The 25,672-nt window shown below is 59.8% G+C and carries 7 protein-coding genes; 2 read left to right on the top strand and 5 right to left on the bottom strand.

All coding sequences use genetic code 11. From position 1 onward, the window contains the following. Positions 1-41: 41 nt before the first annotated feature. The gene (locus HFP54_RS05115; RefSeq protein ID WP_145302947.1) at positions 42-674 is read right to left on the bottom strand and encodes a thymidine kinase; all 633 of its coding nucleotides are present in this window, start codon (positions 672-674) and stop codon (positions 42-44) included. Between the two features lie 95 nt (positions 675-769). Here HFP54_RS05115 and HFP54_RS05110 point away from each other — a divergent pair, with 95 nt between their 5' ends. Then, positions 770-1,639, top strand: a complete 870-nt coding sequence (locus HFP54_RS05110; RefSeq protein ID WP_168564318.1) for a hypothetical protein — start codon at positions 770-772, stop codon at positions 1,637-1,639. Continuing rightward, on the top strand, positions 1,636-2,334 hold the full coding sequence (locus HFP54_RS05105; RefSeq protein WP_168564317.1) for a class I SAM-dependent methyltransferase: 699 nt from the start codon (positions 1,636-1,638) through the stop codon (positions 2,332-2,334). The genes HFP54_RS05110 and HFP54_RS05105 overlap by 4 nt, the downstream gene beginning before the upstream one ends. 13 nt (positions 2,335-2,347) lie before the next feature. Here HFP54_RS05105 and HFP54_RS05100 read toward each other — a convergent pair whose 3' ends face one another. The 4 genes from HFP54_RS05100 to HFP54_RS05085 all read right to left on the bottom strand — a co-directional run bounded on the left by HFP54_RS05100 (position 2,348) and on the right by HFP54_RS05085 (position 25,148). Further along, complete coding sequence (locus HFP54_RS05100) at positions 2,348-2,722, bottom strand: hypothetical protein (RefSeq protein WP_168564316.1); 375 nt, start codon at positions 2,720-2,722, stop codon at positions 2,348-2,350. Between the two features lie 62 nt (positions 2,723-2,784). Continuing rightward, positions 2,785-7,314 carry an Ig-like domain-containing protein gene (locus HFP54_RS05095; RefSeq protein WP_168564315.1) on the bottom strand — a complete coding sequence of 1,510 codons (4,530 nt, stop codon included), beginning with the start codon at positions 7,312-7,314 and terminating at the stop codon, positions 2,785-2,787. 247 nt (positions 7,315-7,561) lie between these two features. Further along, positions 7,562-10,147, bottom strand: a complete 2,586-nt coding sequence (locus tag HFP54_RS05090; protein WP_168564314.1) for a dockerin type I domain-containing protein — start codon at positions 10,145-10,147, stop codon at positions 7,562-7,564. A gap of 262 nt (positions 10,148-10,409) precedes the next feature. Continuing rightward, the gene (locus HFP54_RS05085; RefSeq protein WP_168564313.1) at positions 10,410-25,148 is read right to left on the bottom strand and encodes a dockerin type I domain-containing protein; all 14,739 of its coding nucleotides are present in this window, start codon (positions 25,146-25,148) and stop codon (positions 10,410-10,412) included. Positions 25,149-25,672 lie beyond the last annotated feature (524 nt).

Here is a 25,672-nt window from a genome sequence, read left to right as displayed (position 1 = left end):
GGTGAAATGGGTGATGCAACGTTGCCGCCGAACGTGTCGACCTAGCCAATGCCGTTGTCATCCAATTTATCCAGCAACGGCAATTCGTCGGGACGCCGTTCGGCCATGCCTTGTTGAAAGTGCAAACGGCAAACCGATGCATAGCGTTCATTACCACCGATTTGGATTTGCTGGCCGTGTTTGATGGCACGCCCCTGATCATCGATCCGCATGTTCATGGTGGCTTTGCGTCCGCAGTGACAGATCGTTTTGATCTCGGACAGGGTGTCCGCCCAACCAAGAAGCATCTCGCTGCCTTCAAACAAGTGCCCCTGAAAGTCGGTTCGCAAGCCGTAGGTTAGAACAGGGATATCCAGGCTGTCACAAACGTCGGCCAGTTGCCGAACTTGAGTGCGGGTCAGAAACTGGGCTTCGTCGATCAGAACACAATCCACCGGCCCTTGTTCCACCAGACGTTGGACGATCGCGAACAGGTTGTCGGCTGTGGTGAAGCTGATGGCTTGTTGCGATAGGCCGATGCGTGACGAAACGGTGGACCGTCCTTCGCGGGTGTCGATCTCGGGAGACAAAATGACCGGCGTCATACCCCGTTCCCGATAGTTGTAGGCTGACTGCAGCAGCATGGTCGACTTGCCGGCATTCATTGCCGAATAATAGAAATACAGTTTGGCCATCAGTTTTCAATGAAACATCTGATCGGGGAAAAGTGGCGTTTTTGAAATCAGTATGGCCGAGTCGAGCGCGCGGGCTGTGGCGGCTGATTCTTGTGTTGAACGTCACCAGTTTGGATGCACCGATCGTGGCAGTCGTCTGGTTCGTCGTGCTGACGTGCGAGAATGACCACAGTGCGAACATTTTTAGCGTAGCAAATCGCAAGGATATCGCGACGGGCTCGGTTCTGGCGATGACCGTTTGGTTGATCTATTGCGGCGATCGGCTGTTGGATTCATTCCGCAGCGGGGCCGCCGTGCGTACGGCCAGGCATCGATTTTCGCGTCGAAACTGGCGGTTGTTGCTGATTGTGTGGACGACGGTGTTTGGCATCGATGCGGTGGTGGCGACCATCTATTTGCCCTCGGCGGTGCAATTGTTTGGCGTCGTTCTGGCACTGGCTGTTGGCCTGTACTTGTTGTGGGTTCATGCCTTTCGTCGCCGGTCGGCAATGCAATGGAAGGAACCGATCGTCGGAGTCCTGTTTGCCGCCGGTGTCGTCGGGGCATACGCCACAAACGCAGGCATGATGAACGGGGGCAGGGGAGTTTCCGTTGGTGTTTTGCTGGCCGGCCTGTTCACACTGAACTGCTGGATTGTTTCCAGGTCGGAAAGCGTGTGGCTGTTGCGGGTCGGCGATGAATCCGTGTCAGCGGGCCACATCCATGATCGCTTTCTGTACGTATGGACGATCGGCTTGGTGGCGTTGTCAGTGTGGGGGCTGGCGACCGAGTGGTTGGCATGGACGCTGGGGGCGGCGGTGGTCGCATCATGCTTTGCGTTGTCGGGTCTGGTCTACCGAATGCAATGCGTGACGCCGGGGAAAGCTTCACGGTTCGCTTTGCTGGCTGACCCCGCGTTGATCGTGCCGCCGATGTTGGTGGTCGGCACACAACTGCTGTATCGATCGTGGATGCATGTCCGATGAAGCAACCCGATGGTTATGATCGGCTGGCCAAATGGTATCGCTGGGTGGAATGGAGTCGTTTTGGTGGCCGGTTGCAACGTGCCAGGCAGCGTGGGCTGGATGACCTGCCAGCCAGTCCAAACGCGGTGCTGTTCGTCGGTGACGGTGACGGGCGTTTGCTGGAAGCATTTCTTCAGCGGTTTGCACCGGAGCAAGTCGTCAGTGTCGATTACAGTCGACAGATGCTGTTGTTGCAGCGAAAGCGAATCGATGGGGCAGGGTGGTCGCAGGATTCAAACGCTTCAACGGACAACCGGTCGGTTGTCCGTTTCGTCCAGGCAGATTCAAGGCAGTTGCCGATTGAAAGGCGTTTTGATGTGGTCGTCACCGCGTTTCACTTGGACTGCTTTGTGGATGACGAATTGGACGACGTTGTGCGACAGATTGGTTGTTGCGTTCAATCCGATGGCGTTTGGTACGTGGTTGATTTTATCGAGCCACGTGGCGGACTGACACGCTGGTGGGCGGTGATGTGGATCAACCTGATGATCATCTTTTTTCGTTACGCGACGGGATTGAAAACGCGCCGATTGCCAGACGTCTCCGGTGCAATGTGGCGCGCCGGATGGCAGAAGCATTCGCAGCGTCGCGACTTTTTGGGATGGATCGACAGCAGCGTCTATCGTCGGAGGATCGATCCAAGCGTCAACGGTTAGCGTGATATCTGATTCAGGCTGAATTGGAAGAGGTGTCTTCAATCAACAGGCAGACTTCACCGTTTAGAAGAGCCTGCTGATCGGTCGCTCGCAGTCCAATTCGCAACCGATTGCCGGATTGCAGTGAAGGTGTGACATCGATCCGCAGCGGGCCGCGGCTTTGCGGAAGGTCACGAGCGAGTGCATCGCCGTTCAGGTCGACCCACGCCAGATGCCCGGCCCAACTGTCGATTTGAAGATGGACACGTGTGGCATCGCCGATGCCGGTCGGCCGATTGAACGTTCGTTGATAGACCAAGAACCCATCGGCACCGGGAGGCAACAACGACGTATCGGTGTCCGGAACGTCGGATTTGATCGCGTCGACGTCCAAGGGTTGGTCATTCATGAAAGAAGCCGTGGTCGCTTTCAACCACGGCTTGCGTAAACGAATTCGGTGCATTTGATGGATCAGACGTCGCTGCCCAAGTCAGCCAGGACTTCATCGATCGCGTTGCGGTATTGGTCAAATTCTGCACGCAGCAGATCGATGTCGGCGGGGGCGAAGTCAAAATCGTCCACCGATCCAAAGAATTGAACACCGGTGCCCGCGTCGTTGACCACAAAGTGATCCTGCGACAGGCGAGCCGTTTCGATGACGCCATTTCGAATGATCGTCAACAACGCTTCGTCATGGCTGTCGTTCAGCACCAGTTCGGCAAAGTCGACGTCGTCAAATCCTTCGTTGGGCTGGAAGAACTCTTGAGTGCCGTCTTCATGAAGGGCAACGACACCACCTTCGACGCCGCCACCGCTGAGTTCGTTGATGGCACCGTTTTCGTTGATGTGCTTGGTCGCCAACAGGTTCAAGTATCCCAGGCCACTGCTGCGGACACCGTACAGGCTGAAGTTCAGGCCGGCGATTTCCTCGTCACCTTCATCATCGATTTGCACTTCCATGGTGCTGCTGGTCAGCGGCGTTGCCGAACCCGTGGACATGGTCGTTCCGACGATGATCGATCCCGGTGCGTCGTACACCACTTCGTAGGTGCCGGGCGCGACATTTTCAAACTTAAAGCTGCCGTCCAGGCGGGTCAGTACATCCAGTTCGATGTCTTCGCCAAGGATGTTGTTTGCCGCGGATGAAACCAGTTTGACTTCCGCGCCGCCGAGTCCGTTTTCGTACGTGTCTTTGACGCCGTTTCGAATGGGGGTGACGTTCAGCGGATCCTGGCTGTATTCGACGATGTTGTCGACCAAGTCAAAGAAGACAAAACCTTCGACGGTTGACGGGCCGAACACACGGACGACCACGTTGACTTCCGCGGTGATGGTGTTTTCACCGTCGCTAAGTTCATACGTGAAGGAATCATTCCCTTCGAAGTCAGTGTCGGGTGTGTACGTGATCGTGCCGTCGCCATTGTCCACCGCGGTGCCGTTGGCTGGGGTGCTGACGCTGACGATGCTGAGCGTATCGTTTTCGTTTTCCGCACCGGATGATGCACCGGCCAGGACGTTGAACGTCACCGACGTGTTTTGCGTGGCGCTGACGTTTTCGGTCTCAGGATCCGCAATCGGTGGGTCGTTGACGGCTTCGATATTGATGGCGACCGTCGCGGTGTCGCTGCCGGTCGAATTGGTGGCCGTGAAGCTGACCGAGTCTGTGCCGAATTCATCGGGGGCCGGTGTGTAGTTCAACACGGTTCCGTTCAATGTTGCCGTGCCACGCGCGGGAGACCCATTGAGCGTGATGCTGAAAGTGTCGCCGGTTTCCACCGTGACCAAGGTGGCCAAGTCCAGCGTGACTGTTCCCGCGTCTTCGACCGCATCGAGCGTTCCGTTGACGGCGGTCGGCGGATCCAAGACGTCAGTGACGGTGATGTTGACCGTCGCGGTGGCCGTGTCGGTTCCATCGGTGACGGTGTAGGTCAGGCTGTCGGAGCCGAAGTAGTCGGTGTTCGGCGTGTAGACGATCTGATTTCCGGAAACCTGTGCCGTCCCGTTGCTCGGCCCCGAGGCGATTCCGGTGATGGTCAGCGAATCGCCTTCGTTGGCCGGTCCGGCGCTGTCGTTGGCCAGGACGTCGATCGTGACTGCTGTATCTTGTTCGGTCAGGGCCGTGTCGTCGGTCGCAACCGGTCCATCGTTGACCGGATTGACGGTCACCGTGACCGTTGCCGTATCGGTATCGGTTCCGTCGGTGATGGTGTAGGTGAAATTATCCGAACCGAAGAAGTCGGCGGCTGGGGTGTAGGTGATCGTGCCGTCACCGTTGTCGACGGCGGTACCGTTGGACGGGGTGCCGACAGCGGTGATCGACAGCGTGTCGGACTCGTTGGTGGCTCCGTCATCGTCGTTATCCAAGACACTGATCACGACGCTGGAATCTTCGTCCACGGTCGCGGTGTCATCGACGGCGACCGGCGGATCATTGACCGCATTGACGGTCACGTTCACGGTTGCTGTCGCGGTCAGTTCACCATCGCTGATCGTGTAGGTGAAGCTATCAGTGCCGTTGAAGTCGGTGTTCGGGATGTAGGTGATCGTGCCGTTGGCATTGATCGAGGTGGTTCCGTTGGCACCATCGGTCACGGCGGTGACTTCGATCGCCTCGGTTTCGTTGGCCGGGCCGGCGGCGTCATTGCCCAGCACGTCGATCACGATTGCGGTGTCTTCGTCACCCGACGCGGTATCGTCGTTGGCAATCGGTTCGTCGTTGACCGGATCGATCGTGACGGTGATGGTCCCGGTATCGGTTCCATCATTATTCGTCGCTTGGTAGGTAATCGTGTCGGTACCGAATTCGTCCTCGCTCGGGACGTAGGACAGAATGGTTCCGTTCAAGGTCGCCGTTCCGCGGCTGGCCCCGGTCGCAATCGAGATCGTCGCGTCGCCACCGGAGTTGATCGACACCAACGTTTCCAGGTCGATCGTCACCGCCGCCATGGCGTCTTCGGTGGTGGTCAGGGTGCCATCGGCGGCCACCAATCCGGTGTTCACTTCGTTGACGGTGATCGTGACCGTCGCGGTCGTCGAATCGATACCGTCGGTCACGCTGTATTCGAAGCTATCGCTGCCGAAGAATCCGGCGTTGGGAGTGTAGACGACCTGGCCGTTGCTGATCTGTGCCGATCCATTGGCCGGTGCCGTCGAAATCGATGTGATGCTAAGCGTTTGGTTCTCGTTGGCGGGACCGGCGCTGTCGTTGGCCAACACATCGATCGTGACGTTGGTGTCTTGATCCAGCGTGGCCGAATCGTCTCCGGCGACCGGCTCGTCGTTGACCGAGTTGATCGTCAGCGAAATGGTTCCCGAGTCACTGCCGGCGTTGTTGGTCGCCGTGTAGACAAGGGTGTCGCCGCCGAAGACATCGGCGTTCGGAGTGTAGGTCAGCGTGCTGCCGTTGATCGTGGCGTTGCCGAGCGAACCGTTGGTGGTCAGGCTGAAGGTCGGTGTGTCGCCGCTGTTGACGGTGGTCAACGCTGCCAAGTCGATCGTGATCGGTGTGTCTTCGTCCAGCGACTCTGAGGTATCGCCGGCGGTCACACCGATCGCATCGCCCGTCGCATTGATAATGATCTGGCTTTGAGATTCGTTGACGAACACCAAGTCGTTCGGAACTTTCTCGTCACGTCCCAGCAACAGGATCGCTTCGTCGTCTTCGCCCTTGGTCATCGTGACTACCAAGCCGGTCACCGGCTGGGTAATGGTCACGGGGATGCTGAAGGTGTCAAACGGTTCGAACAGGCTGCTTTCTCCCACTGAGCCCAGCACGCTGTTCGGGCCCGCAACACCAATTTCGTCAAAGGCGCCGGTGGTCTGGTCGAAGGTGCCGTATTTCAGGCTGCCGTAGATTTCGTCGCCGAAGGTTCCAAACTGCCGAGCGAACGGAACGGTATTGCTTCGGGTGTCAACGTTGTCACCTGCGGCATCGCCGTTGATGGCACCGGAGCCGTCGATCGGCGGCGTTGCGGTGCTAGCGGCGCGGACATCGATGTCCAGTCCAGCGATGACTTCTTGTCCGCCCGACATGGTGGTCGAAACCGAAATGTTGGGCACATCTTGGTTGGCAAACTGATTGATGTCGTAACGGATTTCCCAAGTCTGGTTGGTCGGGTCGACATCATCCGGCTGGCCGTCAAACAGCACGCGGTTGTCGAATCGTCGCAACTGGTATTGATCGCTGGAAACGCCAAGAGCTTCGATGGCTGTTTCCAGAGCGGCGGCCCCTTGGTCCAGGTAGTCCTGAATTGGAATCTGTGTCGAGCCCACTCCCTCTCGTTCCAGGGTGATGGTGCCACTGGTGGCGCTACGGATGTTGCCTTCAAACGTCAGTTGCTGCGTTTCGCTAAGGACCGGGATGAGGAAGCCCGGCCGGTCAACTTCAAAATCGGTACGAACCTGGAACGCACCGATATCGTCGCCGGCGGTGCGTAGGTCGCTGTAGCTGACTTGCAGATAGAAGATCTCGCCGACTTCGACATTGATCTCACGATTGGACGCATCGGTCAGGATCTGTTCGCTTGGCAGACCGGGCAGAACGTCATCGCCCTCAATGGTCGCATTGGCGAACAATTCCACCAGTTCGCCGGCCCCTTCACCGCGGTTCAGCGAATTGATCACCAACAGGGCATCGGACGCACTGACCATGCCGTCGGCGTTGACGTCGGCGTAAGAATCAATCTGGCCGGCGTGAGTCACCTCCACCGCGCCGCCGGACCGATTCAGCAGGTTGATCACTCGCAATGCATCGCTGGCGGTCAGCTGCTGATTGTTATCGACGTCGGCGGCGTGCCAGTAGTTGTGGGCAAAGGCATAGTCGCTGGCCAAACCGATATCGCCAGCCAACAGGTTCCGCTTCTCCAAGGTTTCGCTTCGCAGCTGGCGATCGGCATAGGAGCCGCCCATCGCTTTGGATCGGCGACGCTTCGGGGCGTTTGCCCGCCGCGGTGCACGTGCCATCCATCCGGTGCGGCGAAGCAAATCACTCAGATTTTTCATCTGTAAATCTCGGGAGGTGATCGAAGACTTTGGGGAAGGTGGGGAGAAGCGAAGCCGCCGAATCGTGGGGGGTACGGCGGCTATGCGATATCGCGTGTGTCAAAGTGAGACGAATAGGCGATTCTGGGTAGCGCTAAACCGCAGAATCGGGGTTGGGTGTCGGCCCTATCTTATCTGGGCGACCTGCTTTATCAACTTTCCGGTTTCGTGAAGTTCGGTCCGACCGATCCGATCCGCGTACTCACTGTTAGGCGTTGGATTCGCCCGTGCCCGGAAAGTTCCAAGGATCTGTGTCATCGCTGGAATGAATTTCTTGTCCCAATTGGCCAAAGAAAAAATCTCGGGGCTCGTCGATTCCGTCCTCACGATCGGAAGAATCCGCACCGGAACGACCCGAGGCAAGGGGCGACATGGCGCCGTTGGTCGATTCTGTCTGGCTTTGCGAGCTTTCCCCTAAGCCTTCTTCACCCTCCGCGGATGCCGAAATCGCCCAATCGCCGAGGACGCTTTCCGATGATCCGGTGGATGAGGTGGCGGATGCCCAAGCCTGGGGGGCGGGGGGCAAGGTGGCGGGAGCCGGCTGGGCGGCTTCGCCTTCGCCACCGCCAGCGGTGCCGGCGGAGGTTGCCCCGCGGGCCAAAGCGTTGATCACACGCAGTGCATCATTGGCGGTGACTTGGCCGTCGTTGGAAACGTCGATGTCCAGCCCCGACATTTCATCGTGACCCAACGTGCGATTTCCGTTTCGGTTCAGGTCGTTGATCACCAGTAGAGCGTCCAAGGCGCTGATTTCCTGATCACCGTTGACGTCCACCGGGTTGTCGGCGTTGAAACGGGGGCTGTCGACGACCTGGACCGGAATCGTTTGCTGCGCGGCGACGCCGCCGGTCACGGTAACGTCGATCGATTCGGAAACGGTCTGCAGGGTCAAGTTGTCGGGCGTGATCGCGACTTGGTAGGTGCCGTCGGCCAATCCGTCAAAACGAAACGATCCGTCGTCGCCCAGCGATGCATCGAATGCTTGTCCGAAATGCAGGCCTTCGATGCCGATCGAGGTGCCGGCGTGACCACCGACGATGATTTTGGCAATGCGTCCCTGTGGGTCGTCGACCACCAGTTGGAAAGATTCGCCGGGGTCTAGAGGGGGACTGGCCTGGCGGGCGATCAGATTGCCATCGACGTCGTAGGCCTCGATCCTGCCATAGGACCCATCGGAATATCCGATGATGTCGGCCGTGGCAGTGCCGACGGTCTGGGCGGGTTGGGCGACCAAGCCGGAGCGATCGTCCCAGCGGTCAACCCAGTTGTTTTGAAAGACGTTGTAGGGTTGAAAGACGCGTCGAATCGTTGTGTCAGGCCAGAACGTGTCGGACACCGCCACACGATCGTTGATGTAGTCACCGGTTGCCGAAAAGACGCCTGCGGGGTGGTTCGATCGAACTTCGTGATCGGGCAAGTCGGCTGCGTTTACGCTGGCAAAAAACAGCGGGTCGCCATTGGTATCGCGAAGGGTCACGTCACCAAGGACCAGCCACGATTCGCCGGCGTCACGTACACCGTCGGCGTCGGCGTCGATGAAAACGCCGCCACGGACGGCCGATTGGCTGATCGCCAGGTCGTCGCGTTGGCCTTCGACGGTTGGGCTGGTGATTCCCGTGGTGTCATCGATGACGCGAAAGCTGATCGACTGAAAATCCGTCCCAACGTCCAGATCCAGGCTGAAATCCCAGGTCTGTGTTTGTGGCGATTCGGCGGTGATCCATGGGCCGTCGTCTAAACGGTATTCCAGACGGCTGATTTCGTTCAGCGTGATGTCGCTTTGGTTTCCGGAACTGTTCGCGTTCAACAGCGGGACCGCCGACGCGGAGCCTTGGATCCGGTACAGGCCCGAATCGGGATCCAAACTGCCGATCAAATCCAAATCCAGCGGGACATCGGCCACATCGAAGATGCCATCCCCGTCGCTGTCGCGCCAGCCGATCATGGCCAAGGTGGATGCCGGGGTGGTCAGGGTGTTGTACGCCAGCGATGCCGATTCGCGGCCACCCATGATGCTGACCTGTTGGACAAATCCGGGGGTCGTGTTGTCGGCGGCGTTCCAGTTTTGGGCGTCGTAATAGCCGCGGGTGTCGGTCCAGGATCCACCGCCGGAATATTCATCGCGGGCCCAAAAGATATGGCCCATTTCATGGGTGATGGTCGACGCCGGGCGGGTCGACGGCGTGACAATGTATTGCCCGCCGGGATACGCAAAGGCGGTCGAAAAAGAACCGCCGGATGCGAAGGCGCCGTCGGGATCGTCCGAGGCGTCGGCGACGAAAATCGTGAACGCCCAATCGGTGTTCAGCTTTTGACGTTGATCGTGATTGAAGCGGACAACGGCATCACCCAGCGACGCGGAATCACCGTATCCCAGCGGGCTTAGGAAGGACGACGCCGGTTGATTGTGGCCGTTGCTGGTCAGTTCGATCGTTTCATAGGGAACCACCACGGGTTGGCGGGCCCATGTGTCATCGATGACGAATTCCAGTTGATGAACCGTGTCAAAGGAATCCAGCAAATCCGACCACCAGGCGACGCCGTCGGCGATCTTTGCCAAGGTTTCATCGATTTCTTCGGCGGTCCAGTTCTGCGTGTTGGACGTCGCCTGTGAGCTTTCGAAGAAGACCGGTGTGACGGCAACCCGGCCCAGCAAGAATTCACCGGTGTCGGTGGGGGTTGCCCCTAGGGGGATCCCGTCGGCGGCCAGCATCTGACGCGGCTGTAACGCCTGCAGTGTGGGCAGGCGTCGTGCCGAAACGCGTTTTCGCGGACCGTTCGGTCGTCGAGCCATGAGCGATAAGGGGATCTGCTTGGGATAAGTGGGTGGCCTGCGGCGCTGACGCTTCATCAGCCGATTCGACAAACCGCTGCACCATTATCGTTCGCCTGGGGGAAAACGATCGCGCGCAAGTCCATCAAGAACGACTGCGAAGTCGCGATGGACTCGCAAAATCGTTGGACGCGTTAAAACCCGCAAGGGTTCCCACCGCCAATCGGGCGGCGACAGACGCACAGGTCTGCCGCCGGCCCGAATGGCTGGAGGCCTATCGCTATCAAAACTCGCTAAGGACTTGGTCAAACAGGGCCGAATCCGAATCGTCATCATCGTCCTGTGCTGCGTTGGCAGCGGCGATCAAATCGACGGTGTCGTCCAAGGCGACGACCGCGGCGTCGTCGAAGACGCTGGTCGAACCGGTCGCAACCGATTCTTCGCCTTCGGCGATGCCCACACTGGGGATCGAGTCGGATTTGGTCGACTGATTTTCGGCGATCAGCAAGTCACCTTGGACCGTTGCCGCACTGGCCATGACCCCCGAGGCCACCGGCTGATAGGCGGTCGTCGCGGCGGCTTCCCCTTCGCCTTGGCCGAAGTTGTTGCCTTGCATGCGGTTCAGGTAATTGATCACCAACAGGGCGTCGAATGCGGACACACTGCCGTCGCTGCTGACGTCGGGATAGATCGCCGGCGGCGGCAGGACATCGCTGGGTTGCAGATCGATCGTATTGCCACCATTGCGGTTAAGCATATTGATGATCTGCAACGCATCGAGCGGCGTGACGGCACCGCTGGCGTTGACATCCGGTCCGAGCGACGGGTTGGTGAACGGATTCGACGAAACCACCAATCGGTAATCTTCGACTTCGCCGGTCGCGGCATCGCCGGTGCTGCCCAGGTTGTCGACCTCGCTCAAGCGGAATCGAGCGTAGGTTTCACCCAGCACCGCGTTGACGGGAACCTGGACCGTGATGGTGTCGCCGTCGCTGATCAATTCGCGACCGTTGCCGGCCACCGATCCGTAACGCTCAACGGTTTCAAACACGCCGTCGGCGTTCCAGTCGAACCATGCGTCGAAGTAGAAAGCGCGGCCGTCGGTGTTCAAGTCAACGGTGAACGAAGCATCGAAACCGTTGCGTACGACCGATGGAACCAAGACCCCGTCGTCATCGTCGGCGTTGTCCAGTCGGGCGTCCGAATCGGGCGACAGAATGGTGCCGATGCTGAAGCTGGTGTCGACGCCGTGTCGTGCACCGCCGTCAGCGAAACTGCTGGCGTAGGGTGCCGGAGCGTCGCCGTAGTCGAAGCCGCCGCCGATAAAGATCGTCAGCTCGGTGCGTCCGTTGGTTTGGTTGCTTTGCAGCGGGTTGCCGACGTCATCACTGATGGTCGACGACACGACCGATCCGTCGCCGGTCAGTCCCGCAGTTCCTTCGACAAAGACAACACCGCTGATCGCATCGGCGGTGACGCCGAACAGTCCCGCGCCATTGATCGCATCGGCGATTCGCTGTGCGGCCTGTTCGTCAGTGGCATCGACGGGGATGACGACCGGAACCGAGGCACCGTCGCCCGGTTCGCCGATCTGGGTCAGTCCCGAGTCATTAAATGTCAGGGTGACATTGTCGTTGCCGCTAAGTGCGACGCGACCGAATCCGGAGTTGGAAGCCGTCAAGCCAAGGCTTTGTCCGCCGATCGCACGGACCATCGCGTCGGCGATTTGATCCAGCGACGCTCCCAATGGGATCGTGACCGGAACCGCGCCTGCGGTGGTCGTGGCACCGTTGTTGTCGAATTCGAAAATGACCGTGCCGACACCGTTGGCAGTGATCTGGAACGTGTCGCCGTCGCCCAAGGCGGAAGCCGGTTGATTGCCGTTGACCGGAATCTGGATTCCGAATCCGGGGCTGACGCCGATCGATCCGCTGTTGGTGCCCAAGGCACCGGTGATGGCAACGGTCGACAATGGGTTATTGCCAAGCAGCTGGACCACGTTGTCGGCCGATGCCGCGTCGACATTCAATCCGACGCTGTCGATGGCCGCAGCGATCTTGGCAGCGATTTCGGTCGAGTCGTCGTCGCTTTCGATGGCGATCCGAATGTTGCCGCCGGTGCTGGCATTGTTGCTGTCCAGTTCCAGCGTCAGTTCGCTGACGCCGTCGAACACGACCACTTCCATGCCATCGACGTCGGCACCCGTCAATGCGGAGTCGACCGTAACCGTGATACCCGATTCGTATTCAAAGGTGGTTGCCGTTGCCGTGGCGTCCGCCAGGCTGAACAGGCTGCCGTCGACGTAACCGGTGCCCGCCGACGCCCGGATCAGTGAATCCGATCCGGAAATCAGCCGCACCGTGTAGGTGGATTCTTCTTGCCAGACGCCGGCGATCGGTGTCAGGCGGATCGTGTTGCTGCTGGGGTTGTAGCCGAAGCGATAGTCGACGCCTTCGGTCAACAGTTCGCCGTCACGCAGAAGGATCAAGCTGTTGCTGCTGACCGTGCGGTCATCGATGCCCGTTCCCGGGGTGACATCGGCCGGCGCCAAGCCATCGATCAGCTGAATCTCAAAAGCGTCCGGGGCGTTACCGAATACCGAAACGGTTCCGGCGCCGGTTCCCAGTCCGGCAGCCTGTGGGGAAACCAGAACGGCACGCGGACCGGCCAAGTCGCCGCGGTCAACGGCACCACGGTCCTTGAAGACACGTTCGCCCAGACCGCTGGGGGTTTCGACGTTGGGATCATCCACACGCAGCTGGCCGTTGACGTCCAGGCTGGGTGCCAGGATCGGCGACGGCGGCAGGCCGATCGGGTTCTTCACCGTCACCAGGCTCGGTCGGTCTTCCAGCGAATCAATGCTGCTGTCGATGATTCGCGAGTTTGCCGCGGGCGAGAACACCAAGTCGGAAGGTGCAACAAAGACGGATTCGCCGTCGTTCAACAGCAACGAGAATTCACCGGGCGTCACACCGGTCGCGTCGTTGGCGTTGCGGTAATAAGCGTTGCCGCCCAAGACAATGGTTTCCGCTGGTGTGTCCGAGGCGATGCCGGTGTCGGAGTTGGCCACCAAGTTGTTCAGCAACGTCGGGGCGACGGCACCGACCAAGTTGATTCCGGTTCCACCGCCGGTGAACTGATCGGCGGGAACACTGCTGATCGCACCCACCGCATCAATGTCAGCACCGCGTGATGCATCGGCGGCGTCACCCTGACCCAAGTCGGTCAGTCGAACGTAGGCCACGCGGTCACCAGGGCCGAAGCCGGCCGCGTCGATGTCCAGTGTCTTGTTGTCACCGAACACCATGCCGACGTCGATGAAGTTGATGCCGTCACGGCTGAGTTCCACCATGACCGATTCGATCGATCCGACTTCGAAGATCGCCAAGTCGGGACTGGAATCTCCGCTGCCGGTCAACAGGTTGTCGGTGAACTGCAGCGTGATGGATCCGCCCAGGCCCAACGACGTGGTGAAGTTTCCGTTGGCGGGCTCGGTGGTTGTTGACCCTGCATCGGGAGCGCCCAACGCACGGGTTGCGTCATCGAAACCGGTGTCCGGAGCATTCGCTCCGGTGGCCGGGTCATAGCTGACGACCGTGTCCGCAAAGGCGGTGTCGCCCAGGTCGAACAAGATGTCGTCGAAGATCTCCGCACCCGAGGCAGCGCCGGCGGTGATTGTTCCACCAACGATCGTGTTGTTGATGATCCGTTCGAATGGCAATGGCGGGTTGCTGGTCCCGTCGCCGCCGGATGCCAGGCCGGTGACCTGCAGTCCGCCGGTTTCGTTGTACGCCAACACGTTGCTGCGGACCACGACACCGGGGACCAAGCCTTCGGTGTTCTGTTCGATCAGGTTGCGTGGGTATCGCTGGATCGAATCGCTGGTGACGCCCGCCACGGTTGCCGTTGCGTCGTGGTTGATGTTGACGCCGTACTGGCCGTTGAACAGGAACTGGCTGTTTTCAACCAAGATGACGCCCTGGCCGCCACGATCACGGTTGGAATCACCACGTCGAGTTTCAAAATCGACCGCGGCAAAGACACCGTCGTCGTCGACGATTTCTACATTGCCGTACAGGTTGATCTTCGGATCCGCGGTGCTGTCGATGCCGCTGGCGGGCAACGCACTGACGTTGACCACCGATTGAACATCGGCGCGGTTGATGGCCGCGATGATCGCCGCACCGACTTCGCCCGCCGTTCCGGGACGCGTCGTGGCGGTGCCGGGGATCGGCTGGCCGGTGGCCGGATCGATGTCTTCGGTACCGGCGATTTCCTGTTGCAGGGTAAACGGCACACGGACGTTGCCGGGCTGCACACCGTTATCGGCTTCGACCAAATCAAATTCAAACGTCACGGTGGAACGACCGTCATGGATCTGGAACGTCTGGCCGTCGGACAACTGATCGGCCGACATCGCCGTGATGCTGCGCGAATCGCTCAAGCGGTCATTCGTGTCGAACGTGCGGAACCGCTTGTCCAGTCCGTTGGGGGTCGAGGACACGACGTATTCGCTGGCATCGCGAATTTCGACCTGATACGTCCCAGTGTTCAGGTTGCTGGTTTCGTCATTGGGCTGGGCGAAATCGGGACGAGCGTCAGTGATGAACGAGCCATCGACGACCGCCGATCCGGTGGCGATTTCACCACGTTCGGCGAAACCGATGATGAAATCGTCCAGGTAAACGCCTTCGACCTCGTTGTCCAACACGCCGTCGCGAATCGTGCGTGTGTCATTCAGGTTGACACCGAATCGATCGCCGTAGCGGTTGTTTTCCAAAGCCAGCGGGCCGACGTCATTGACGACATGATTGCCCAGTTGGATCGACGATCCGGCGACCGGGACCGCGTCGGTGTTGCCACCGTTGAATCGATCCGCAATGGCTTGGCTGATCGCTTCGGCAACTTCCGCCGCCGACATGCCCGTGGTGACCTGAACCGGTGCCCCCACGATGCCCTGTGTTCCGCCGACCATGAATAGGGACGAATCGGACACTTGCAGGTTGCCGATGTTGGTCAATTCCAATACGCCACCGGTGACGCTGACGCCGCCCGGGGTGGCGATCGAAACGCTGGCGGTGTAGGTGTCGATTTGGCCCGGCGACGCCGAACCTGGGTCACGGATATCGTACGATTCGTTGCCACGGCCACTGATGCCGATGTAGATCGTTCCTGATTCCGTTGCGGTGTAACGGACCACACCGCCGGTGGATGTCGTCGTCAGTGGATTGCCGGCGGCATCAAAGAAACGGACCGCTGCGGTCAGTGACGGATTGATGTCCAGGCGGACGTCGACATCGATGACGCTGCCTTCGATCACATCGACGGTCAACAAATCGACGTCTTCGGGACGCGTGGGATTGCCCAGCGAATCCAAGCCGCCGATGCGGCCGGTTCCGTTGATCTCCACATTGCCCCCGGTGTAGGGCAGTGGAGTCGCTTCGTAGATGAAGTCGTTGGTGCCGTCGGTGACGGTCGGCGAATCCGAGGCATCGGAGAAATCGAATCCGTTGGTTTCGAATCCTTGCAGCGGAGCGATCGCCAGCGAATTGGCGATCGCCTGTGCGATGTCCGCACCGGACAAGTCGCTGAGCATGGTGCCCGCCGGTTGTCCGGCCAGCAGGTCGATCGAACGCTGACCCGGCAGGACGGTTCGCGTGCCATCGTTCAGCACAAACGTATCGCCTTCGATCGTGATCGAAGCCACTTCGTTCGGGTCGACATACAGTTCGGCCAGCGTGCTGCCGGCGGGCATCACGACCGTGGGAGCGAAATCAAATTCGAAGACCTGGCCGTTGACCGTGAAAGTCTGGCCTTCGTTTAGCTTGTTGGCCGGGACGGCACGCAATTTGGTCGAACCCGTGACCACCGCGCCGGCGGTGGAGAATTCGATTCGCAGGCTCAGGCCCGACATGCCGGCGAATTCGCCCAGCGGCACCCGGGCTTGTCGCCAAGTGCCGGTGTTGTCGAACAATTGTTGGACTTGCAGATCGATGTCATCGGCGTAAACCCCGGTTTGCGGCGGGTCGTCGAATTCATCGTCGCTGAAATTGCCACCGCGTGCGGTGTTGTTGGTTGCGACCAGGTGTTCCACACCTTCATCAGTCACGACGTAGACACGCAACGCATCACGATCGCTGACTTGTCCGTTGCGGTTGGTGCCGTCGACGCCATCGGTTTCCAGGAAATAGCTGAAGTACAGCATCGGCTGGTCGGTCGACGAATAGCCTTCCAGATCGAAGGTGTTGGTTTGCATCACACCGTGGGCACCACCGGGGAAGTTGATGGTGTTTTCGATCGTCTGGCCGTCTTGCCGCGGGTTCTGGACGACGTTGTTGTTGTTCAGTACGACCGGGTTTTCTTGCGGGCTGAACAGGCCGCCGAAAACATCGGTTTCGTAATTGAAGCCCAGGCTATAGTCGTCGGCTCCATTGGGACCCGGCCGCGTGCTGTTGTTGATGTCCAACGGCGTTTGGCGGTGTCCCGCATCGGTGGTGCGTTCTTCGCTGGTGTGCCAAAGGTTGAAGTCCAGCGTGCTGAAGTCCAAGCCTTGGGCGCCGCCGATGCCGGTGGAGATGCTGGTTTGGCCGCCGGCAAAGATCGGTTGCAACACGCCATTGGTATCGAAGGCATGGATGTCTCCCGACGCAGTGATCCCGAACAAGATCTGTTGCAGTTCGCCGTTTTGCAGCGTTTGCGGGCCGGCACGCAGGCCGGTGAAGTTGATCCCGCGAAGGTCGGTGGCGGTGGCCACGTAACGACCGACGGTTCGGGCACCTTCGCTGTTCAGTTCGCCGCTGGATACCACGTACAGTCCACCGGCGTTGCTGATCGCATACAGTTGGCTGCCGACCATTTCAGCACCCGTGATCAGCCCCCCCATGCCGTTGCCGCCTTGGATGAAGCTGCTGGACGCATTGCCGGCCGCACCGACGTCGGTGATGAATCCTTGGCCGCCGATTTGAATCGAATTGACGCGGGCGACCGCCGTGACGTTAGCCAGGCTTCCGCCGGCTTCGGCGTTGTCAATGGCTGCGACGATGCGTGCGGCCAAGCTGTCCAAACTGTCGCTGGCATACAGCGGAATCGCGACGCTGCCGGCGCTGACGCCCGGTGTGCCGGCGATGCCAACGCTTGAACCGGAGACGATCGACAGACTGGTGGAATTCGGCAGGGACACCAGCGTGCCCGACTGTACCGCTGCCACACCGACGTTGCGGATCGCTTCGGCGAGCGCCTTCATGGCGTCATCAGTTCGCGTTCCAGGTGCGATGAAGACTTCGACCGCACCGGCGTTGGACAGCGTCGGATCGCCGGACAGGTTGACGCCGCTGCCGGTCGAACTGACGGCGACCGGTGATGCGGACGTGAAGATGATCTGGTCGCCCATGCTGCGTGGCGACAATCCCGACAATTGCGTGCCCAGAATTCCGGAGACTTCCGCCGCAAGTTCGCCCGCGGTTCGCGTTCGCGTGCCATCGACGATCGAAACCGCGACGTTCCCCGGTTGGGCGACACCGCCGCCGGTGAATTCGATGGTCACGATTTGACCGCTGGCGTCTTCGACCATCAGTGTCGAACCTTGGGTCAAACCACCCAGGCCCGGAGAATCCAATTGGATTGCGACGCCGGTGTTGAATTCGAACGTGGTTCCATCGATCAGTACCGCGTCGCCGTCGGCGATCGCGATCGATGGATTGGCGGCTAATGCATAGCCGCTGTCCAATTCGAACTTCAGCGTGTCGGTGCCGTTGGACAGCGTGAACGAATCGCCGTCAAACACTTGCGGAACCAGAATGCCTTGGGAATTCAGGGTCAGCGGTTCTTGCAGCCCCAATTCGGTATCGATGGGGGTTGTCGCAGCGGTGTTGATTTGACCGACTTCGAACAGCGATGCACCGGCACCGGCTTGGGCTTCCAACAGCGGTGAGGGTTGGCTGTCGACGGTTCCGTCTTCGGGGTTGAAGCGGAACAAGACGTTTTCAAAGTAATCCAGGCCGGCACGCGAAGCACGGTTGCCCACGAAGAAGCCCGTTTCTTCACCGCCGCGGGCACGGATCGAGATTGCTTCGACTTCGAATCCGACATCGCTGGAATCTTCCAGCGTGATTTCGTTGTCCACCGGCGGGTTGCCCGTGACCGGATCGGGATCGTCGTGGAACGTTTGGATGTTGCCGCCGGTGCTAAGCGGAGCACTCAACGAACCATCGGTCGTGTCGATGCGGTTGTAGAACCATGTCGTGTCCGATGCCTGGCCGACAAAACCGCTGTAGCCAAACAGTTCGCCGTTGGCCGTGAACGCGATGTCGCGAACCGTTTCACCGAAGTTGCCCAGCAAACCATAGCTGTCACCGGTGTACGGATTGACGATGTGCAGGCCGCTGCTGGTGTTGACGTACAAGACGACGTCGTCCAGCGTGTAATCGACCACGCTATCGGCATCAAACAACAGCGGGACAACCGGATCGTCGGCGGTGCCGCCATAGACCCAGTCGGTGTTGCCGAACGGCGCGATACGATCTTCGGCAATGCGTCGGACCGAATCGATCGGTTCCAATCGCAACAACGGGTTGGTCGAATTGGCGTTGAAGAATTGGTCCAGCGGTTGTGGCACTTGTTGTTGGTTGGCAACCGCGACGTAGTACGTGCCTTCGCTCAGTTCGGCGGCACCGATGAACGGGTCATTCGTTCCAGCACTGCCGCGTGACAGGTCGGTCGAACCGTTGCTGCCGGACGACGCCGGCAGGTCGTCAGCGATATTGCTGTCGCCGCCGATCAAGATCAGTTGGCCTGCTTCGTTGAAGACGTACAATGCCATGTCGGCGCGGGCAAAGTTGTCCGCGTAGTCCAGGTCGAAGACGGTCGACAGGTACATCGCCGCGCCGTCTCGGGTCAGGCTTTCGTAGTTGATCGTGAACTGATACCAGTCGACATCGGTTGCGCTGTCGAGCGATCCGGAGAATGACTTGGCCAGCAAGTCACTTTGCAGCGGGCCGGCGTCGGCCGCGCCATCGTTTCCGGCACCGTAATAGCCCAACGGTTGTGCGTCGGCGCGGACATCATTGGACGCATCCGTTTCGGATTCTTCGCCCAACAGCGGCGAATGCATCGGCTGGCCGATGATTTGGACGCCGTTGTCGGCATACCGGACGTCGGCAAAATTGATTTGTGTGCCCGGCGTCTCGTCGGTTTCCTGCAGCCGGACCTGCAGTTGGTACGATCCGCTGGTCAGGCCGCCCAGCACTTGGCCGGGATCGGTCAGCGTCGCGAAATCGGTCGGGGTGTCCGTGTTGCTGCTACGAACGCGGACGTGATACAGGTTTCGCGTGCCCGCTTCGCCAGGCAACGTCAAACGCATGCCGGCATCCTTGGCGTTGGTGCTGTACGCATCCTGGCCGTCGCCGCCCAGAACGGTCAGCGGTTGCGCCGAACCTTCATTCAATCCGTCGGCGATGAACAGGCCACCGGCAGCCCCTGCGATCGAAGAATCGTTCGATGCAGCCAAGACGCGACCGTTCGCATCGATCAATTCCACTACGGAATCCAGGCTGTTGGACGTACGGTCGATGTCCAGCCAGACTTCGGTGTTGCTTTCGGCCACGAACGAGTACACATCGACGTCATCGGTCGTGCTGATTTCACCAGACACGACAAATCCCAGTCGGCGATTTTCGTCGCCCGATTGTTCATCGGGGGCCAATTCACCCAGGAAACTGGATTGTCCGGGGATCGCGTTGCTGTTGATTTTCGGACTGTCGTTCGATTCCGTTTCGTTGACCAATGCAACGTTACGGTCATGCGCCGCTTCGCGGATGATGATGCCGGTCCAGTCACCGGGGCCTGCGGTGGTATTGGCCGCGGGCGTGACGGTGGTGGTTTCCAACAACGGGTTGCCCTGGGAATCGAATCCGGCACCCACGGTGTTGTCAAACAGGCTGGTCAGCACAACGGGGAAGTCGGGTGAACCGACGATCTGAAGCGAACCGCCGATCCGGTCCGCGATATCGACCAGTTCGTCCGAACCGGTTTCGATGGTGCCGCCGACCACAATCGCGGCAGGTTCATCGCCGTCGGCAAACTTGACAACCAAACTGCTATTGGCGTCGCTTTGCAGACGCAAGCCGCCGAAGATGTGTTGGTTGGGAATTTCAATCGTGTCGGTCACGACGTGGACGATATCGGTGTCATCCCAAACGCCCGCGGTGGTCAGTTCACCGCCGCGAACTTGCAGACCGTTGATATCGTTTCCGCTCATCGTGTTGCCACGGATCAGCGGACCTTGATTGCCCGTCACATCGACGCGATCGATCGCACCTGTGCTGCGGCCGGGATCATTGATTTCTTTTTCGCCCAGCGAATTGACGTCGAAGGTAATCGCCGCGCCGCCGCCGTCGAAGAATTCGTTGTCGACGATGACCGGCTGCGACGCACGGACGAACAGATTGCCCGCCGCGTTTTCGCCGCGACCGACGCGGGTGCCGCTGTCATCGCTGTCGCCGCTTGCGTTCATTTCAAAGCGGCTGTTGGCCAGACGCAAATTCGCCTGGTGGACTTCCAATGCGTTGAATTCGGCAAAGCCACCTTCGATTCGGGTCAGGCCGCCGGCACCAGCGATGACCGCATGGTCGATGCTGGCGGTGGCGCCCTGGCCGATGTACAGGCCGCCCCAATCCCCGGGGTTCAGCGACGCGGAGGTGCCTTGGTCATTGGTGTCAAAGGTTCCGCCGGCACCGTAACGCGTGTCTTCCAGACCGGTGAAGACGACCGGCAATCCGTCAGTGCCTTCGGCATAGATGTCGGCACCAAAGCGGGCTTCGATGCGCGAACCTTCCAACTTGATCACGGTGCCCGGATCGATCTTCAAACTGGCATCCAAACGGCTTTGCAAACTGGCGCCCAAGCTGGAAAGCGGGCCGGCCGGAGAACCGTTTCGATCGACAAAGGATGTGCTGCTGGCGTTCAGTTGCGCGACCAACAAGAAGTCGTCGGCTTGCAACGTCGACGGATCCACGCCGGCGGGAATTTCAGCGCGGTACAGACGACGGGAAACAAAGTCGGTATTCGATCCGATTGTCGGCAAACCGCTAAGTTGAATGCCACCAAAGCCGTCACTGGTTCCCGTCAGTTCAAACGGAACTGTGAAATCGCTGGCGGCCGATTCCAAACCTTCGGCAGTCACATACGTGATGCGATAGGTGTAGTTGCCTTCGGCGATATCACCTTGGTCGGTAAAGGCCGATTGAACCAACAGCGACGACGGCGATGAACTGACCAATAGCGGACCGCCGGGCGTGCCCTGGACGATCAAGTTTTCGGTCAGCACGTGCGTGATGTCGGTGTCATCAAAACGCGCGGCGCTGGTCAACGGTTCCAGACGATCGCCTGTCCGAGTGCGTACCCGGACGAACAAGCCGTTGAACGAGTTGTTAACGACTATGTTGCCGTGAATGTCAGGTCCGACTCGCGTGTAGTCGGGCGTGAATGCACCCCCGCCTTGGAAGATGTTGTCGGTAAAACGAGTCTCGGTGAATGTCGACGGCGTGGCCGCGATGGCCGCGTCGGCACTGTCACTGATGACACTGTTGGCGACGGTTGCCCGGGTCACCGCCATGTCGATCGGCGAAACGGCAATTTGTTGCCCTGCGATCGATACGGCACCACCGCCGTAACGCATGTCGGCGTGCTGGATGTGGTTCAGGAAGACGCCTTCGTTTTCGCGGTTGCGTCGTGATTCGTCGGCCGAATCCAAGTCGCCACGCAGATCGATTCCGCCCCAATCGCCGGGGCGTGCGTCGGGGGTAAAGGCGGACGTGTTGCCCGTGCCGACGGTGTCGTCGTTGATACTGGTGAAGATCACGTTGCCGGGAATGATTTCTCCGACGCTGTCGCGAACCGGCAAACCGTTCGCACCGATGATCGACGGTGTTCCCAAGACTTGGATTGCCGCGTCGCTGGCATCGATCGTCGGTGAAACGCTGCCCACACCGATGCGGGCGCGTGAAAGCTTCAGGATCGCACCGCTGTCGATGATCAGCCGCGTTGATTTCGGCAGATTCAGCGTCGCGCCGTCGGCCAATTCAAAGCCGTTACTGTCGTAGCCGATCTGATAGCTGAAGTTGTCCTGCATCGTGGCCACGTCGCCGTCGATCCCGCCGTTGCCAACGACGCGGATCGTTGTTCCGGGACGTTGGGTCGCAGCCGCGACGGCGTCGTCGATGTTGCGATATGGATTGGAAACCGATCCCAAGATGCCGGTCGGATTCTGTGGTCCCAACTTGTCGACGTAGACCGTCGTGTCGGCGTCGGCCGGCACGAACCAGAAATTGAACACGCCACCGGGCTGTCCATCGGCATCACCATCCAACGCGACGCCGGTCGCGTCGGTGATGGTCGCCGCGGCGCGGGGGACAAAGTCCAATCGCAGTTCGTAATCGCCCTCGGTGCGGCCGCCGAATCCGGTGCCGCCGATGCCGGGGTCGTAACTGGTATTGCCCTTGGCACTGACGCCGACCGCGTAGTCACCCGCGGCCAGATCGATTTGCAGCATCGCGTCGTTGCTGAAATAGTCGTCGTTCGCGGCGACTTCTTCGTAGCTGACGATGTTTCCCGAACCGTCTTTGGTCACGCGATACAAACGCAATGCCGAATCCAGCAAGCTGGGGCTGCCCAAGCGTTCGGCGATCGTTTCGGCGGTCAACGTGCCGGCTTCACTCAGCGTGAATTCGAACAGGTCGACGTCCGTGCTTTCGGGACGGTACAGGTATTGTCCGTGAACGATGTCCGCGGTGCTGGGATACGACGGTTCGTTATCGCTGCCAGGGTTGAAGATAAAGCTGGTGCTTTGTGTGGTCGGTTGCGGCAGATCGTCCGCATAGCCGTAACCCAAAAGCTGTCCCACGATGAACATCGCACCGCGGAAGAATTCGTCGCCAAATTGGTCGTCGATCGAATCATCGAAATCTTGCAGGTCCAAGATGCCAAGATCGTCGATACCGTCGGCATTGCTGTCGGCAGTCACAGCCGCCAAGCCGCCTTCGCCACTGGTCGCGCCGTCGCCGCTGGCGAACAGGTCACCCACGGCGATGCTGATCGATGCCGGCGATGTCGGTGCACCTTCGACTTCGATAAAGCTGATGCCCAGGTATTCGCTGTACAGCTGGATCGCTTCGCGGACGCGCTCCTTTTGTTGTTCGCTGATGACGTTGAAATACGTCTGTTGTCCGGGCCCGTTGGGATTGGGGCCGGAAAACGAAGCCGGAAAGGCGTACTGCATGACCGCGATGCCGTCTTCGCTGTCGGCGTCGTTGCGGACGTAATCCAGCGGGACCGTGCGGGTCAAACGCGACGGGTCTTCCGGACGAATCGTGCGGGTCCCAGGCAGATCGGGGCCGGGCAGGGTGATGCCATAGGGCGATTCGTTTTCAATCGTCGACTGGACGACGGTCGATTGTGTGCCGCCACCGCCCAGCGTACCCAGGTCGGTCGCGGTCGAAAGCGAATCACCGGGCTCGGCGCCTTGCAGGTCGAATTCCGCCGGTGCCGCCGGAAGACCTTCGCTGGTGCCGATCCGCAATCGCGCGGCGCTATCGTAAAAACCGCCCGCCGGATTGGGGATTCGCGATAGCGGGAAACTGAAATCCAGCAACGCAATGTTGTTGATCGGATCGAACTGGACCGACGTCGGATTGATCGGTGCCGAATCGTCGGTGTTGTTGGCCGTGTCGCTGGTGAAGATCAGCTGGTAGTGAGCCGGATTGCTGGCCGTCGCGGCGGACAGGGTATCGTTGCCGAAATGGACTTCGATCTTGCCCGTTTGCGGTTGCAACGCGCCGGTGCTGGCATTGCGTCGAACCGGTTCGGGAACCACCGCAACGACTTGGGGGCCCAAATTGATTTGGAACTGACGCGACAAGTTCACGCCGTCTTGGAAGGGTTCGCCAGCGATGTTGGTCAGTGCAGTCGGGCCGACGCCGACGATGTCGATCTGATAGGTGTCATCGGGAAGCGGTTCGGCAAAGCGGAAAACGACTTCGCGAGACGAATCACCCAAGCCCACGTAACCGGGCTGGACCACCACGTCGCTGGCACCGGACAACGTCAGCGGGGAATACAGCGTGTTGCGGTTGCCCACCAAAGTGTCGCCGTTGCCACTGATCAACAGCGTCTTTACCAACGCGGCCGAATTCGGATTGTTATTCAGGGCGGCGACGAATTCGTCGGCCGTGGTTTCGTTGCCAAAGTTGCTGTTCAGCTGGACGTTGATCTGGCCATTGCTGACCAAGACGACCGGATTGGCCGCACCACCGAAGTCTCGTTTGGTGACGTTGACTTCGACACCCAAACCGTCTTCGCCCGGAACTTGGCTGATCATGCGAACCAGCACCGTTCCGGAGGTACCCAAGTCGGTGACGGCTTCGGCGGCGTTGGCCCCTTCCAGCGTCAGTGTGGTCGTGCCCGAAACGTCATCGCCGACCACGCCCAAGGTGGATCCACTGACTTGGATGACTTCGACCAAGTCGTTGGCCAAGGGGTTGTTGGCAACCGCCAGGATCACGTCCTGGGCATTGCTCAGGCGACCGGGCGTGTTGCTGACGGTGATCGACACCGTGCGATCGGAAACCGAAACCTGGGGCTGGCTGGTCGCCAGCGAATCAGCCGTGATGACCACTTGGATGCCATTTCCGGTCGCACCGCTCTGGCGGGCGCGGAATTCCAGCACCACATCCCCGTTGGTGCCCAGGTCGCTGGTGGCCGTGGCCGAATCGAACACCTTGTCTTCGCCGGCCCGCGTGATGCGAATGCCTGACAAAGTGTTGGGGTCCAGTTGGGTGTCGTCGTCAAAGCGGAACACCAGTTCCTGCGGCGACTGCTGCAGCACGGTCAACTGGCCGTCCGGATCGACGTTCTGGACCGGTGATTCGAACAGCAACGATCCCACGTTGGGCTGGACGCCGATCAGATCTGGACCGGCCAACAGCTGCCGATTTTCCAGCGTTTCCAGCAAGCTGCGACGATTCTTCAACCGGCGACGTTGCCGATCACGCGACGCACTACCGCGATTCGGACCCGGCTTGGACCTCGGCGATTCGTCCGAAATACGAGCTTGGGTTGATGAAGATTGACTGCGATGAAGGGTCATCCAGAGGCCTCGTCTAGGGACCGCGGCTTCGGCCGCGGTGGTGTTCGTCAATGAGGTGAAGGGGGGCGACGCGGACCGTGCAACCGGCTAGCGGCCGCCTTCGGCCAGGAAAAGTCGTGGGGAAATGCGTGGACTGGGGCAGACGCGAAGGCTGGATAAATTGCGCGAGTCCACGATTCGAAGTCTAATCGGGCACCGCTTTGAAGCAACGAAAAACGCCGCTAGGCCTGGGGTTAGGTCGCCTCTGGGCGACTTGATCCGGTCTTATCGAACCGAACGTCTGTGGCGATTCGATGGCCTGTGTCGACGGAAAGTTCCTTCGCGAGGCCGCTGGTCCCTCATTTCACATCTCTATTGCCACTGGCGACGCGCCGTTGCTACCGTCGCGCCCGAACCCGAATCGCCCC

The organism is Crateriforma spongiae, assembly GCF_012290005.1.
Taxonomy (GTDB): Bacteria; Planctomycetota; Planctomycetia; order Pirellulales; family Pirellulaceae; genus Crateriforma; species Crateriforma spongiae.
Note: the sequence above shows the minus strand (reverse complement) of the source record. Positions and strands in the feature narration are given on the sequence as shown.